Here is a 14,946-nt window from a genome sequence, read left to right on the forward strand (position 1 = left end):
GAGAATATCCGTTTTGATTATTTTGGAGGATAATTAAAGAATTAATGCAATTTTCAAGAAACCGTTTCAATTTATTTTGAAACGGTTTTTTTTATGTTATTAAATTTCTTAAAGAGTTGTTAAATATATATTATGTGTTATTTTTGATACAATAAAATAAATTATTAAGCCCCAGAACATGAAAAATTTTACACTTTCGCTAGTATTCTTATTGACTCTAAATTTAGGATATGGCCAGTCTAATCAAAACCCTATTTTAAAAAAAGCAAATAATTCAAAAATACAAAGTACTTCTACTGGTCTTTTAGTTTTTGATGATGCCAATAAATACATTTCCCAAAATCCAGAAATGCTACTTCGGGAAGTTTACGGACTGCCACCAGCAATAACATTTCAGCTAATTGGAGAAGAGAGTGATGATTTAGGTTTTTTTCATCAGAAATATCAAGAATATTTCAATGGAATTAAAGTGGAATTTGGCATAGTGGTTCTTCATAGTCAACAAGGGAAAGTTGTTTCTTTAAGTCAGGAATATTATCCAGTTAAAGAAGTAAATGCTTCACCAGGTCTAACTAAAGCTTCGGCTTTTCAAAAAGCTGTTTCACATATTGGTGCCCAGCAGTATTTATGGGAAAATACTGGGATGGCGAAAGTGATGGACGACTATAAAAAGCCCGAAGGAGAATTGGTAATTCTTCCGGTTTTTTCAAATGAAATTACTTCTGAAAATAATGTGGAGAGCTACAGATTGGCATATAAATTTGATATTTATGCTACTCGACCAATAAGTCGTGGAAATATATATATAGATGCAAATACAGGTGAGGCACTTTTTTATGATGCAATTATAAAGCATGCTGACAATAAAGGTTTTGAAGGGATGGTTCACGCAACTGCCGAAACAGAGGAAATATTTTGTCAGCGAGTTGAAAATGAAGATTTCACCATGTTAGCAATCGGAACTGCAGCTACCCGATATAGTGGCAACCAAAGCATAACAACAAGAAGTATTTCAGGGTCATATAGGCTAAGAGACAATACCAGAGGTGATGGTATCAATACTTTCAATAGTACGAGACAGCCACTATATTACTATACAGATTTTACAGATTCAGATAATAATTGGACCGCTGGAGAATTTAATAACACAAATAAGGACAACGCAGCTCTTGATGCCCATTGGGGAGCAGAAGAAACTTATGATTATTGGTATAATGTCCACGGAAGAAATAGTTATGATAACGCTGGAGCATCTATAAATAGCTGGGTACATTTTGATGATGTTGCTGGAGGAGCTGGTTATAATAATGCTTTTTGGAATGGTAGTGTAATGACCTATGGTGATGGTTCTTGTGGGGCTACTGAGGGGTGTGGTGGTTTTGATGCATTAACATCCATTGATGTTGCAGCACACGAAATAGGCCATGCAGTAACAACACATACCGCTAATTTGGCATATCAAAGAGAGTCTGGTGCATTAAATGAAGCTTTTTCGGATATATGGGGTGCATCTGTAGAACATTACGCTAAAGGAAATGGAAGTGATACGAACCCAGCTGCGAAAATATGGTTGATTGGTGATGAAATAGACAGAAGAACAGGTTCTGCGGCACTGCGATCTATGAGCAATCCGAACTCACAAGGCCAACCAGACACATATGGTGGAACTTATTGGATAAACCCTAATTGTGGAACACCTACTAATGGCAATGACTATTGTGGAGTACATACAAATAGCGGAGTATTAAACTTCTGGTTTTATCTTACAGTTGTAGGTGGTAGTGGAACGAATGATAATGGGAATTCATACAATGTTACAGGCATTGGAATGAATAAAGCTCAATTAATTACTTATAGAACTATAAAAAATTATTTGTCAGCAAACTCAACTTTTGCCAATACTAGAACAGCTTCAATTCAAGCTGCTACAGATTTATATGGAGCTTGCTCCTTAGAGACTCAAGCAGTAACAAATGCTTGGCGTGCAGTTGGTGTGGGAGCCGCATTTGCAGGTTCTTGCACTCCATCTATTAGTTATTTAAGTGTAACTGATAGCACTTTAGAAGCAACCGATTGCGGTTATACAGATGTTTCAGTGCCATTAATCATTGGTTTGGCACCTTCACAAAACGCAACAGTTACCTTTTCAGTTGCAGGAGGAACGGCGATGAATAATGTAGATTATGAAATATTGACTCCTACAGTTACATTTCCTTCAGGCTCAACAACAAAGCAAAATTTAATATTAAGGATTTATAATGATGGATTTAATGAAACAAATGAAACTGCAATTATTGATTTTGCAGTAAATGCAAATGGAGGAAATGCAACAGCAAATCCTGCCGCAAATTCTTTAACTTTTACAATCATTAATGATGACAATGCTCCAGTACTTTCACAAAATATAACTTTACTTGATGAAGATTTTGAATTAGGTGGTTGGGGAGGTCTTTTAGATGGTGATGGTGATGGACATGTCTGGGTTGCTGGTATAAGTGGTCCGGTTTATACCGGTATTACTGGAAGCTATCCAGCTTCAGAAACAAATTTAACATTTTTAGGAAGTGGTAGTGGAAAAGCAAATGCAAATAATTATTTTATTAGCCCTAAAATAAGTATTCCAGCTGGGACTACAAATACTCAGTTTTCGTTTGGGATTGGGGGTTACAATACTATAGAACATTATGCTGTTTATTGGACAACCAATATAGATACCGCTGCAGATATTAATGCAGGAATAAATCTTGAAGACCGAAATACACTCTCTAATGCGGGACAAATTAGAACAATAAACAATACATCGCTTGCGGGTCAAACAGGTTATTTCGTTGTGAGACACTATAACTCTTCAGCAAACAATGGTTTGTTATTTTTTGACAATGTTTCAATTACGGCAACTGTTTCTACTTCAATTCAAACATCCGTAAACACGGGAACTACAAATGACCTAATTGATTTAGGCGGAGCGGGTACAGTTTATACATCAGATGCAACCACTGGAAATGTAATGCTTAATATAACTAACAATAATTCCTTTGATTATGGTTGTACGGACACATCTGTTTCACGTGCTGGAACGGGTGCTCAATCCTATAATGGCAGTACTGCACCGAATCTTGTTATGGATAAAAACTTCAGAATAGGGGTTGATAATGCAACAACTTCTGGAAGTACAACCATTAAATTTTATTTTACTCTTGCTGAAATAGCAGGTTGGGAATCTGCAACAGGTTTGTCAAGAACTGAGTTAGTAGCCTATAGAACAAATGGTGATGAGACATCGGTACTTACTATTGGTGCGTTTGGCACTAATATTACATTGACAGGAAATTTCACTGGCCTTGATGGCGATTACCTCTTTGGTCCCGTCGAAGCTTTTTCAGACTGCCCAGGTTCTACAATTTATTCATCCTCAGGATGGAGTAATGGCTTACCTTCTTCAAATATGATGGCAATTATTGATGAAGATTATAATACTTCAACAGCTAATATTGATGCTTGCAGTTTAATAGTAAATTCTGGAAAAACCCTTACCGTACCAGATGGAACATACATAAAAGTTGAAAGGGATATTACCGTTAATGGAACTCTTTTTGTAGCTAACGAAGGCAGCGTAGTTCAAGTAGATGACGCTGCGACAGTAACAAACAACGGAAGCATTACGGTACGTAAGATTACTCCATTCTTGGAACCCAAATACTTTATGGTGATGGGAAGCCCTATGACAGCCGAAAGCCGTACTGGTGTTTATGGAAATGCCATACAGGTGCGCCACCATTTAACCAACTTGTTTAATCCAGACCTAGACGTTGCTGCTTTTGATCCATTAGCTGAAAATTTTGCTGATGAAGAAGGGGATAATTGGGTGTTCCATACTGGAGTCGTAAATCCTGGAGAAGGTTATTTGGTACTTCCGCAGGCAACTTTAGCGGACAGCGGAAATTATACGCTTGATTATACCTTGGGAACATTGAATAATGGTGAAGTAGATTTTAATGTGCTTTACAATGGTGATCAGAACTCAAGTCCAAATATTGTTGGTAACCCATACGCTTCGGCAATTGATGCTGAGTTATTTATGGATGATGTTGATAATACTATGATTAATGCGGTTTATTTCTGGGAGCATCTTACGGCGGCTAGTTCAAGTTATCCGGGTTATAAGACTAAGAATTATGATATGGGGGATATTTCCATGTTTAATGGTTCTGGAGGTGTGCCTGCTGCCAATGACGGTCCAGGAGGAACAACCGAGCCTAATGGTTATATTTCTTCGGGGCAGGGATTTGGTTTTAAAGCTACAGCAGCTGGTACTGCAAAATTCAAAAACTATATGCGGGTTGTTGATAATAACAATACCTATAGAAGACCGGCAGCTCCAAAGGAACGTATGTGGCTAAATGTTTTCAATGAAACTTATGGGCTTAACAGCACAATGTTGATTTCTTTTTCTGAAGAATCCGTAGATGGATATGACGCCAAATTTGATGCAAAAAGATTGGCTACACCAGTAAGTTTGTATTCTAAATTAATTTCTGGCGAAGAACTTGCCATTCAAGGAAGAAGTGCTTTTAATGCTGATCAGGAAATTCCATTGGGCTTCGTTAGTCAAATAGAGGAAAATCAGGAATTCAAGATTTCCATAAGCAAACAAGACGGGACTATTTGGCCGGACGTTCAGGTTTATTTAGTTGATAAAGCTGAAAATGTAATTCACAACCTTACTAATTCCGATTATATTTTCAAAAGCAAGGAAGGTGCGCAGAATGAACGTTTCGTATTACTTTTCAAAAGCACCGTTTTGGGCGTTTCAGAAACCCAATTGCAAAACATCAGTCTAATACCAAACCCAACTACTGGAAATATTACAATTATTTCACCAAAAGTAGTTGTAAATTCTGTTGAGGTTTTTGACATTCGCGGAAGAAAATTGATGAGTGTTGATTATAATAGCAACCAGTATTCCTTAGATATATCCAGCTTGCAATCGGCTACTTATTTTGTTAAGATCCATACAGAGGAAGGGATTTTAACCAAACGAATTATTAAGAATTAATTGCTTTCAAAAGCTATTTTTAAAAACCGTCTTTGTTATTTCAAAGACGGTTTTTTTATGATTCTATAATTAAAAGAATAAATTCAAAAACCGTAATTTTGAAGTCAATTATGGGCGAAAAACTTACCAAACAAGAACTTCACAACCTTGCTATGAACATCGTTGGGAAACAGCTTGAAGCTGAAGGCTATGAATTTTTGGGTGTCAATTCAAAATTGAAAAGAGACCCGCAATTTGTGGCTTTGAAAGATAAAATCCTTCATTTTGTAATCGTTCGGGCAATTTCTTTTCCGCAGGATGCTAATGCTTACGATCCTCTTTTTATGCAAACCATTAAAGAGCATGCCGCAAAATTTGATGCAAAAACCTATTACGCAGGGGTAGGTCTTGGCCACGGAAGTGATTATGGACAACCGGTTTTAAAAGATGAGGATTATACCATGGTTTATAAAGGATTACAGGAAATATTATGAGGAAACTATTTTTAATACCCGTATTGCTGCTTTTCGTTTTTTGTGAAAAGAAAGAACCACGCCCCATTTTTTTACAGGGTGATGCTTTTGGAACAACCTATAACATTCAATTTTATTCCGAAAAAGATATAGATTTTAAAAAAGGGCTGGACTCTGTTATTGCTGCGGTAAACCATTCCGTGAGCACTTATATTCCCGATAGTGATATTTCAAAAGTAAACAAGGGCGATTCCACCGTTGTGGTTGATTCTATTTTCCGTGAGGTTTTTGAAATTTCTGATGAAGTGAACAAAAAAACAAACGGCTATTTTGACCCAACAATCGGTGTATTGCGCAATGCATACGGTTTTGGTGATGTAAAACCGCTAAAACAAATTGACAGTACAACTTTGGATTCCTTGATGGAATATGTAGGTTTTCAAAAAGTGAAAATCAAAAGTGACGGAACTATTTCCAAAGAATATCCGCAGATTTATTTCGATTTTAACGCGGTGGCAAAAGGCTTCGGAATTGATTGCCTTGGGCGTTATTTGGAGTCAAAAGGGGTAACCGATTATTTGATTGAACTTGGTGGAGAAATTCTTACGAAAGGGGAGAATATTGAAAAAAACCAAGAGTGGGTTGTGGGTATTGAAGCTGTAGATTCAGCGTTGGAAGATCGAACTTTTGAGGCGACTGTTAGGTTAAAAAATGTTGGGATGGCTTCCTCGGGCAATTACCGAAAATTCAGAATTGATTCCCTTAGTGGAAAAAAATTCGTCCATACATTGAATCCATTGACAGGCTCTGCAGAAATGAGCGATGTTACAAGTGCTACGGTTATTGCGCCCACCTGCGGTGTGGCAGATGCGTATGCAACTTCGTTTATGGCCTTGGGCTTGGAAAAATCAAAAGAATTGCTGAAAAATCTTCCAAATGTGGAAGCGTATCTAACCTTTAATGATTCATTGAATAACCATCAAGTTTTTATGACGGATGGCTTTAAAAACCGTTTAGGAAATTAGTTTTTTGCAAACAGGAATTAATTCCCCTTTTGGCAATCTGTATTTTTCAACTTCTTCCGAAGAAAGCACTTTTGTGTAATCTACAGCTTCCACTTTAAAACCGATACTTTCAAGTTTCGTGAAATAATCCATTCCGTAAACCCGAACGTGATCATATTGCCCAAATATTTTTGCACGTTCTTTCTGGTCGGTAATACTATTGTCTTCAAAAGTTTTTTCTAAATCAGCTTTATACGGAACTTGAAGAATCGCCGTGCCACCCGGTGCCAAAACGCGGTAAATTTCCTGCATCGCTTTGGTATCATTTGGAATATGCTCTAAAACGTGATTACAGATTACAAAATCGAATTCATTATTTTGAAATGGTAAATCGCAGATATCTGCTTTCACATCTGCAATTGGCGAATTCAGATCGGTTGTGGTATAATCCAGATTTTTCATTTTTCTAAATTTCTTATAAAACGCCTGCTCGGGTGCGAAATGGAGCACTTTTAAATTTTCAGTGAAGAAACCTGTTTCGTTTTTCAAATAAAGCCAAAACAATCTGTGCCGTTCCAACGAAAGCGTACCGGGCGAAAGCACATTTTCACGAACAATTTCATAGCCATAAGGAAGAAATTTTCGATACGATTTTCCATCAATCGGGTCAGTGTATTTATTTCCTTTCAGAAAAAAGGCAAGTATTGGCCGGCCTATAATACTCAGTCTAATGAGAAGCGGTCGAGGAATTGTATTTAGGATTTTTTTGAACAAATACGGAAGATTTTATAGTACGAATTCGTTTGCTCGGAATTCTTTTTCCTCATCGCTATCAATTCCCAACGCTTCATAAACATAAGCAAAGGTGGAAAGCAATTCGGGTTTTCCGTTAACCAAAGCAATGTTATGTTCAAAATGTGCGCTGGGTTGTGCGTCTTGCGTTACAATAGTCCAACCATCTTTTAACTGTTTTACTTTATGGGTTCCCATATTTATCATCGGTTCCAAAGCAATGGTCATACCTTCAATGAATTTCTTTCCGCGACCGCGACGACCGTAATTTGGCATTTCCGGCTCTTCGTGCATTTTTCGCCCCAAACCGTGGCCAACCAGTTCGCGAACCACCCCATAGCCATGTGCTTCACAATAATTTTGAATGGCGAAACCTACATCGCCCACGCGGTTGCCAGCTTTAAACTCGCGAATCCCTACGTAAAGGGATTCTTTGGTAATATTCAACAGTTTTTTTATTTCTGGAGCAACTTCGCCCACTTCAAAAGTATAAGCGTGGTCGCCATAAAACCCGTTTTTAATGGCGCCGCAATCTATGGCCACTATATCGCCTTCCTTCAAAGGAATATTTGTGGGAAGACCGTGGACAACTGCTTCATTTACACTTGTAAGAAGTGTTGAAGGACAGTCGTACAAACCCAAAAAACCCGGAATAGCGTCTTGGCTGCGAATATAATCTTCCGCCATTTTATTGAGCTTATTGGTTGTCATCCCTGGTTTTACTTCCTTTGCAAGCATTCCCAAAGTACGGGATACCACCAAAGCGCTTTCGCGCATCAATTCAATTTCTTCTTTTGTTTTTTGAATTATCATAGTACTATTTTAAAAAGGAAAACAATCCTTTTTTTTGTGTTTTAGGTTTTGCGGGCTTAGGTTCGCCAATAAGTTGCTGATAAATTTCACCCCAACTTTTTAATCCGCCAATATTGCGATCGTCAATAAAAATATCTGCGTGAATTTTTCTGCTGTATGAACTGTCAAATTCTTCTTCGGGAAAGCTTCTGTTTACAGCATAGAAAACGATTCCATTTTCTTCGCAGAATTTCACCGCATCTTCTAAAGCACGGCCTTTTCTGTAAGTCCATAAAATAAGTCTATGTCCTTCGTCCTGAAGTTTTTTAAGTGTTTCAAAAGCAAAAATAATGGGACGGCCAATGCTAGGGTATTCATCCTCAACGATGGTTCCATCAAAATCTACTGCAATTGTTAGGGTCTCTCTGATCATTTTCAAATTTCAAACCGCAAAATTACAAAGAATTATACCGATGCTAAAGTTTTATTCGGCGTAAGCGTGTTTGTATTCCTTTCCGCTTAAAATGGCGAACATATCCTTTTCAAGACTTTCAATGGGGTATTCCACGATTCGGCCCAATTCCTTATCGTTTTTGTAGAAAATTATGGTTGGAACATTCGTAATATTTTTCCCTTCCTCGAAACCTTGCGGGGTAGTTTTTTCCTCAGAAACGGTTACCAAAGTGAGTTTTGATTCGTCAAAACCTGTTTCGTCAATAATTTTATAGAAATGCGGCGTTTCGCGTTGGCTGTCTTCACACCAAGTTCCCATAAAAACAGTGATTGTTATATCTTTTAAAAGTGGTTTTAATTTTTCAACGGTTTCAGAATCTACTTCATAATTAGCATAGCCCGTATTAAACCAATCTTTAAAAGCGTCCATTTGAAAACCGTTTCGGTTGGCTTTTCCCAAAAGCATCACGGAATCTTCATAGGGAACGGTATCATTTACTTTTTCTTTGTTGTTTTCTGAAATCATTTCCTTCGAAGTGTTTTTATCTACTTTGCTTTTTTCTTTGGAAGAATTGCAGGCAATTACAAGTGTTGCCGAAAGTATTATAAATAGTTTTTTCATAGAGTTCAAATTAGGGAATGTTGGGTCATTATTTCGGGTTTTTCAATTCCCATAATATCGAGGATAGTCGGGGCTATATCACCCAAAATACCATTTTTAACTGCTTTTATGTCGTCGTCCACAATTATAATTGGAACTGGGTTAGTAGTATGTGCCGTGTTTGGCGAACCGTCGGGGTTTCGCATGGTTTCGCTGTTGCCATGGTCCGCGATTATTATTGTTGCGTAATGGCTTTCCAATGCTTTTTCAACAATTGCTTTTGCACATTTGTCAACCGTTTCGCAAGCTTTTACTGCAGCTTCAAATACGCCGGTGTGGCCAACCATATCTGGGTTTGCAAAATTTAAACAGATGAAATCTGCCGTTTCGTTTTCAATTTCCGGCAAAATCATATCGCGAAGATCGTAAGCGCTCATTTCGGGTTTCAGATCATATGTTGCAACTTTTGGCGAAGGACAAAGAATACGTTTTTCGCCTTCAAAAGGAATTTCCCTTCCTCCGGAAAAGAAGAAGGTTACGTGCGGATATTTCTCGGTTTCAGCGATTCTTATTTGCTTTTTTCCGTTCAGCTCCAATACTTCGCCTAAAGTATCGTGCAGATTTTCTTTATTGTAAACCACGTGAATATTCCCAAAGGAATCGTCATAATTGGTAAGCGTCACGAAATACAATGGAAGCGTTTTCATTCCAAAAGTTTCGTGATCTTTTTGGGTTAAAACTTCGGTAAGTTGCCTGCCGCGATCAGTTCTAAAGTTGAAGAAAATAACAACGTCATCCTTTTCAATCGTTGTAACGGGTTTTCCTTCGGAAGTTGTCATCACAATCGGTTCGATGAATTCGTCGGTAATTCCTTCGGCATAACTTTTTTCTATACTTTTTACAGCATCAATTGAAGCCGTCCCTTTTCCGAAGACCAACAAATCATAGGTTTTTTTAACACGTTCCCAACGTTTGTCACGGTCCATTGCATAATAACGCCCAATAATTGAAGCCAATTTTCCGCCTGTTTTTGCCAAATGATTTTCCAGTTCTTCAATAAAACTTTTTCCCGAATGTGGATCCACATCGCGGCCGTCGGTGAAAGCGTGTACAAAAACATTTTCTAAACCATAATTGTGGGTTGCCGTAAGCAAACCTTTTAAATGGTCAATGTGGGAATGTACGCCCCCGTTGGAAACAAGACCCAAAAAATGTAATTTTTTGTTGTGATTTTTGGCGTATTCAAATGCTTTTTTAAGTTCGGGTTCTTGGCTCAGCGTACCGTTTTCAACAGCCATATTTATTTTGGCGAGATCTTGATAAACAATTCTTCCCGCGCCAAGATTCATGTGGCCTACTTCGCTGTTGCCCATTTGGCCAACCGGAAGACCAACATTCATTCCGTCTGTAAGCAATTGGGCGTGTGGATATTTTTTATAAAGCGAATCTATAAAAGGTGTATCTGCTTGGGCGACGGCAGAAACGGAAGCGTTTTGCGTAACTCCCCAGCCATCGAGGATCATTAAAAGGACTTTTTTATTCATTGTGCAAAGATAAGTCGATAAGTTGATGAGTCGATGTGTTTATCGGTTTAGAGCATTTTTTTATCTTTAATTTAAGAAAGCAACTTCGGATTGATATCCAAAATATTCTCTTTCACATATTTTGAAACGAAGGCTTCGGAAAAATGTTCGTTGCCCAAAATCTTTTCTTCGGAAAGCATTTTTTTTACATCAATCTTTTCTTTGTAAGCTTTCAACATTGGGATGGAAACTGGGGCATAACTGAAATGCCACGGCTCATATTTAAAACCTTTACGGATGCCATTGTCTGTGTAAACTTCATAAAAATCAAATTTTGTAGCATTTTCATTAAGCCAAGTTTTCAATTTGCAGAATGGACCGGTTCCGTGAAAATTTTCTGGCATCAATACATTTGAAGGTCTCGGTGCGTTGGCGTCAATAATATCGATATCCGTTCCCCAATGGTGGCGCGAAGTCCCTGGAATGGTAGAATATTCTTTTATTTTTTGGATTGCTTTGTCGGGTGAAAGTCCTTCGGAAGTAAATTTTTTGTACTTCCCTTCAAAAATTTCTTTCTGCCGCTGAAAGCTTCTATAGGCAGAAACCACTTCAATATTTATGTTTTCCTTAGCGGCCGCGGCTTTCATTTTCAGGAATGCTTCCTTTGCGGTCTTGTGCATTTTGGAAGTGTAGCTATCGCCCACAATATCTGGGTTGCCTTTTCCAATCAATTGGTTTCGTGTAAATTCTTCTGAAAAATTATTGAAAGAAAATTGTGGAAAAATAGCCAAACTTATTCCTGCAAGGCCTGAAATTTTAATAAATTCGTTGCGCTTCATTGTATGAATTAGTGAAGTTTTAAAATTACCATTATTTTGAAAGATAACGCCATTTCCATAAGTATTATTGAAAAGAATGACATTTTCAGTATTGTTCCGCTTTTGCAAAAGCTGGGAAATTTTTCGGTTTCCGAACCATTAATAAAAGAACGTTTGCAGGAAATGGTGGAGCAGAACTATGAATGTCTCGGCGTTTTTGATGCTGGAAAATTAATTGGCGTTTGCGGACTTTGGTTCCAAACACGCCATTATGCCGGAAGAAGCATGGAGGTGGATCACGTTATTATTGACGATGCATACCGAAGCCACGGGATTGGTAAAATTTTAATGGAATACGTTTACGAATACGCCCGAAAAAAATCCTGCAACTGGGTTGAATTAAATACGTATGTCCATAATTTTCCGTCACATAAATTTTATTACAACCAAGGGTTTGTGGCGAAAGGGTATCATTTTGTGAAAGAGCTCATTTAATTCTGAATTCTGAATTCTGAATTTAGAATTGTGCCGCTTTCAACTTCATACGGTGCTTTTCCCTGCTCAAAAACGCGTGCTTTTAATTCGCCTTTTAAAATAATTTCTTCGTCTTTTACACGTAGCCAGCTGCCTTCACGTAAACCAATTACTGGAATATTGTTTTGCGTGTGAAATTCCGCAATACGGGTTTCGCGGGTTTCACCCATGTGTTTGCTGTTTGGTTCTGGATCCAGATAATGCGGGTTTAGGTTGAAGGGAATTACGCCCAAAGTTTTAAAAGAAGGCGGATAAACAATGGGCATGTCGTTTGTGGTCTGCATAGAAAGGCCACAAATATTGCTGCCGGCACTAGTTCCTAAATATGGCAATCCGTTAAAAATTGCCTCGCGAAGCGGTTGCATCAACTCTAAACGGTAGAGGGCACTTACCAAAACAAAAGTATTTCCGCCGCCCGTAAATGCGCCTTTTGCGTTTTTTAAAGCTTCAATAGGATTGTCAAAAGTGTGCAATCCAATTAGCTTTTTGCCAATTTTAGTAAATGTTTTTGCGGCCTTTTCGGTATATTCATCGTGGCTGATACCACCGGGACGGGCGTAGGGGATAAAGATTACTTCTTCAGTGTCTTTAAAAAGCTCAGTCATTTCGTCCGTAAGATAATCGAGATATTCACCGCCATAAACGGTGCTGGTGCTTGCTATGAGTAGGTTTTTCATTTTAAGTGTTTTTCAGAATTGTAAATTTAACTATTGATAACGTAAACTTTAAGTTTTCACTAACAAAACAAAGCCGTATTTTTAGTGAATGGCAAAAAGACTACTCTTCCTTTTATTTATTATTGCTTCCCCCACGATTTTTGCGCAGGATATTGAGCGCACCAAAGTGGCTGGAAAAATACATGTGCCAACGGGCGATGATGCCGAGGGCATTAATGTTTACAACGTTTCCTCACAAAAAGGAACTATCACGGATGCTGATGGTTCTTTCGAAATTGAGATAGCAGAAAACGACCGCGTTCAGATAACCGCGTTACAATATCAATCCTTTACCGTAATAATTGATAAGGGAATTGTGGAACGGAAAAAGATAAATATTTTTATGAATCCGTCCATCAATCAATTGGATGAAGTGGTGGTTCGGCCCTATGACCTTTCTGGCAACATAAATGTGGACGTAAAAAAAATTCAAACATTTACAGTTTCAAATGATTGGGATCTTGGGTACGAAAATCTTGAATACGGCTATCATTTTGAACAGGATCTTCAAACCGCGATTTCCGGTAATGCCGCTGAAGAAGCGCTTCACGGAAATAGTTTGAAAAATGGGGCAAATATTTTGGGGCTCTTGGCGGGTGCCGTCAGTTTGCTACTTCCCAAAAAAGACAAAACCACTCCAGCCGAAAAGTTGGAATCTGGAAATGCTTTAAACAATAATCTTCAACAACGTTTCAGCAGAAATTTTATAGCCTCCACTTTTGGGATTCCCGAGGAAAAAGCAATAGATTTTCTCTATTTTGCACAAGAAAATGGATGGGATCAACGCTTGCTAAAACCCCAAAACGAAATGGAATTGATGGAGTTTCTTTTCCAAAAAAGCAAAGAATACAAAGAGCGCAGTGAGTAATAAAACTTTTTATACCGTCCTGCTTTGCTTTTTTTCAACGTTGCAATTTCTGGCCCAGCAAAAATCATTGCAGGGCAAAATTACCAACAATACCGACATTGAAGGCATTCACGTACTGAATACTTTTTCTCGCTACAATACCATTACCAATGAAAATGGTCACTTTTCAATAGGGGTAAAACCACAGGACACGCTTCTTTTTTCCTCCATAAAATATATGCCCGAAAAAGTAGTGGTTACTGATGCTATTTTTGAAAAAGGAGTAATTACCGTAAAGCTTACTGAAATTGTAAACGAATTGGATGAAGTATTTTTGGAACCCAACCTTTCCGGCAATATTGCGGCAGATCTTAAAAAAATAAAGACGGAAAAACCCATCAATTTTGATGATGTAGGGATTCCAGGTTTTAAAGGCGAGCCCGAGGAAAAGATTGTGCCGCTATATTTTGTGGTCACCCCTGTAAGTGTAGATATTGAGGCACTTTATAAATATATTTCAGGATATTACAAAGAGCTAAAAATACGCCGCCGTTGGGAGATTGAAAACAATGCCGTTGCCCAAATGCTTAATTATTACACGCTTTCCTTTTTTACTACAACCTATGGCATTCCCGAAAATAGAGTATATGATTTTCTATTATTTTGTGCAGAAACCACCCAAATTGAAAGTGATTTCAAAAAAGAAAAATATGGAAATGTGCTTTTGGTTTTAGATGAAAAAGCAAAAATTTATGCCGAACGACTTTCCGAAGAAAATAAAAAGTAATATTTGTAACATAATAAAACAGTAAACGTCTAATGTTCCATTAGCCTCTTTTTTAAAAATGAAGATTTTCCGAATTTTTGCTTTATTTATGGTCTTTCCTTTGATCTCGGCCACTCCTGCCCATAAATTTTATGTTAGTATCACTAAGATAGAATACGTTAAAGAAAAAAGTTCACTTCAAATTATCACCAAAATTTTTATTGACGATATTGAAGATGCGCTACAACAGCGGTATAATCCATCAATTTCATTGGACACAAAAAAAGAAACAGCAGCGGCAGATGAAGATTTAAAAAAATACATCCTTCAAAAAATAAATATTAAAGTGAACGGCAAAGCTGTGTCCTTAAATTATATAGGCAAAGAATACGATACAGATATGGTCGTTGCTTATATGGAGGTCACGGATGTAAAGGAATTGAAAACGATTACAATTGAAAATAAAATCTTGTTGGATGTTTTCTCTGAACAGCAAAACATAATACACCTTAAAACCCCAAATAGCCGCAAAAGTTTGATACTTGACAAAGATGAACCCAGCGGCCAACTAAATTTCTAAACCCATAAATTT

General features: G+C 37.7%; 14 protein-coding genes. 7 read left to right on the plus strand and 7 right to left on the minus strand.

All coding sequences use genetic code 11. From position 1 onward, the window contains the following. Nucleotides 1-178 precede the first annotated feature (178 nt). From A7A78_RS03140 to A7A78_RS03150, 3 genes are all read left to right on the plus strand, one after another. A complete protein-coding gene (locus A7A78_RS03140; RefSeq protein WP_068760994.1) occupies nt 179-5,056 on the plus strand; it encodes a M4 family metallopeptidase in 4,878 nt (1,625 codons plus the stop codon). Between the two features lie 110 nt (nt 5,057-5,166). Beyond that, nucleotides 5,167-5,529 (plus strand): Na(+)-translocating NADH-quinone reductase subunit F, encoded by a 363-nt coding sequence (locus A7A78_RS03145; RefSeq protein WP_068760995.1) that lies wholly within the window; start codon nt 5,167-5,169, stop codon nt 5,527-5,529. Then, nucleotides 5,526-6,533, plus strand: coding sequence for an FAD:protein FMN transferase (locus A7A78_RS03150; RefSeq protein WP_068760996.1), 1,008 nt, complete (start codon nt 5,526-5,528; stop codon nt 6,531-6,533). The genes A7A78_RS03145 and A7A78_RS03150 overlap by 4 nt, the downstream gene beginning before the upstream one ends. Here the strand turns inward: A7A78_RS03150 and A7A78_RS03155 are convergent. The 6 genes from A7A78_RS03155 to A7A78_RS03180 form a co-directional block, all read right to left on the minus strand. Continuing rightward, nucleotides 6,522-7,286, minus strand: a complete 765-nt coding sequence (locus A7A78_RS03155) for a class I SAM-dependent methyltransferase (protein ID WP_068760997.1) — start codon at nt 7,284-7,286, stop codon at nt 6,522-6,524. The genes A7A78_RS03150 and A7A78_RS03155 overlap by 12 nt on opposite strands. A 12-nt stretch (nt 7,287-7,298) precedes the next feature. Further along, a complete protein-coding gene (gene map / locus A7A78_RS03160; RefSeq protein ID WP_068760998.1) occupies nt 7,299-8,117 on the minus strand; it encodes a type I methionyl aminopeptidase in 819 nt (272 codons plus the stop codon). 4 nt (nt 8,118-8,121) lie between these two features. Then, entirely contained in the window at nt 8,122-8,529 is a 408-nt protein-coding gene (locus tag A7A78_RS03165) for a BT0820 family HAD-type phosphatase (protein ID WP_068760999.1), read from the minus strand. A 51-nt stretch (nt 8,530-8,580) separates the two neighbouring features. Continuing rightward, entirely contained in the window at nt 8,581-9,171 is a 591-nt protein-coding gene (locus A7A78_RS03170; protein WP_068761000.1) for a thioredoxin family protein, read from the minus strand. A gap of 5 nt (nt 9,172-9,176) precedes the next feature. Next, a complete protein-coding gene (gene gpmI, locus A7A78_RS03175; protein ID WP_068761001.1) occupies nt 9,177-10,694 on the minus strand; it encodes a 2,3-bisphosphoglycerate-independent phosphoglycerate mutase in 1,518 nt (505 codons plus the stop codon). A gap of 71 nt (nt 10,695-10,765) precedes the next feature. Then, entirely contained in the window at nt 10,766-11,512 is a 747-nt protein-coding gene (locus A7A78_RS03180) for a M15 family metallopeptidase (protein WP_068761002.1), read from the minus strand. Between the two features lie 36 nt (nt 11,513-11,548). Between A7A78_RS03180 and A7A78_RS03185 the strand changes: the two genes are divergently transcribed. Next, nucleotides 11,549-11,986 (plus strand): GNAT family N-acetyltransferase, encoded by a 438-nt coding sequence (locus A7A78_RS03185; RefSeq protein ID WP_341271712.1) that lies wholly within the window; start codon nt 11,549-11,551, stop codon nt 11,984-11,986. On the opposite strand, the gene pepE is transcribed toward A7A78_RS03185, so the two are convergent. Continuing rightward, nucleotides 11,983-12,702 (minus strand): dipeptidase PepE, encoded by a 720-nt coding sequence (gene pepE / locus A7A78_RS03190; protein WP_068761004.1) that lies wholly within the window; start codon nt 12,700-12,702, stop codon nt 11,983-11,985. The genes A7A78_RS03185 and pepE overlap by 4 nt on opposite strands. Nucleotides 12,703-12,790: 88 nt before the next feature. Here pepE and A7A78_RS03195 point away from each other — a divergent pair, with 88 nt between their 5' ends. The 3 genes from A7A78_RS03195 to A7A78_RS03205 are packed head-to-tail and all read left to right on the plus strand — an operon-like array spanning nt 12,791 to nt 14,934. Continuing rightward, entirely contained in the window at nt 12,791-13,609 is an 819-nt protein-coding gene (locus A7A78_RS03195; RefSeq protein WP_068761005.1) for a carboxypeptidase-like regulatory domain-containing protein, read from the plus strand. Between the two features lie 40 nt (nt 13,610-13,649). Beyond that, a complete protein-coding gene (locus A7A78_RS03200) occupies nt 13,650-14,375 on the plus strand; it encodes a hypothetical protein (RefSeq protein ID WP_131811100.1) in 726 nt (241 codons plus the stop codon). Between the two features lie 58 nt (nt 14,376-14,433). Continuing rightward, nucleotides 14,434-14,934: a DUF6702 family protein gene (locus A7A78_RS03205; protein ID WP_068761007.1), complete on the plus strand. Its 501-nt coding sequence runs from the start codon at nt 14,434-14,436 to the stop codon at nt 14,932-14,934. The last annotated feature ends 12 nt before the right edge of the window (nt 14,935-14,946 follow it).

This window comes from Aequorivita soesokkakensis (assembly GCF_001641085.1).
GTDB lineage: Bacteria > Bacteroidota > Bacteroidia > Flavobacteriales > Flavobacteriaceae > Aequorivita > Aequorivita soesokkakensis.

Coding starts and splice junctions, on each gene's coding strand:
- A7A78_RS03145 (WP_068760995.1), top strand. CDS start 5,167: ATGGGCGAAAAACTTACCAAACAAGAACTTCACAACCTTGCTATGAAC.
- A7A78_RS03140 (WP_068760994.1), top strand. CDS start 179: ATGAAAAATTTTACACTTTCGCTAGTATTCTTATTGACTCTAAATTTA.
- A7A78_RS03170 (WP_068761000.1), bottom strand. CDS start 9,171: ATGAAAAAACTATTTATAATACTTTCGGCAACACTTGTAATTGCCTGC.
- A7A78_RS03195 (WP_068761005.1), top strand. CDS start 12,791: ATGGCAAAAAGACTACTCTTCCTTTTATTTATTATTGCTTCCCCCACG.
- map (WP_068760998.1), bottom strand. CDS start 8,117: ATGATAATTCAAAAAACAAAAGAAGAAATTGAATTGATGCGCGAAAGC.
- pepE (WP_068761004.1), bottom strand. CDS start 12,702: ATGAAAAACCTACTCATAGCAAGCACCAGCACCGTTTATGGCGGTGAA.
- A7A78_RS03165 (WP_068760999.1), bottom strand. CDS start 8,529: ATGATCAGAGAGACCCTAACAATTGCAGTAGATTTTGATGGAACCATC.
- A7A78_RS03150 (WP_068760996.1), top strand. CDS start 5,526: ATGAGGAAACTATTTTTAATACCCGTATTGCTGCTTTTCGTTTTTTGT.
- A7A78_RS03180 (WP_068761002.1), bottom strand. CDS start 11,512: ATGAAGCGCAACGAATTTATTAAAATTTCAGGCCTTGCAGGAATAAGT.
- gpmI (WP_068761001.1), bottom strand. CDS start 10,694: ATGAATAAAAAAGTCCTTTTAATGATCCTCGATGGCTGGGGAGTTACG.
- A7A78_RS03205 (WP_068761007.1), top strand. CDS start 14,434: ATGAAGATTTTCCGAATTTTTGCTTTATTTATGGTCTTTCCTTTGATC.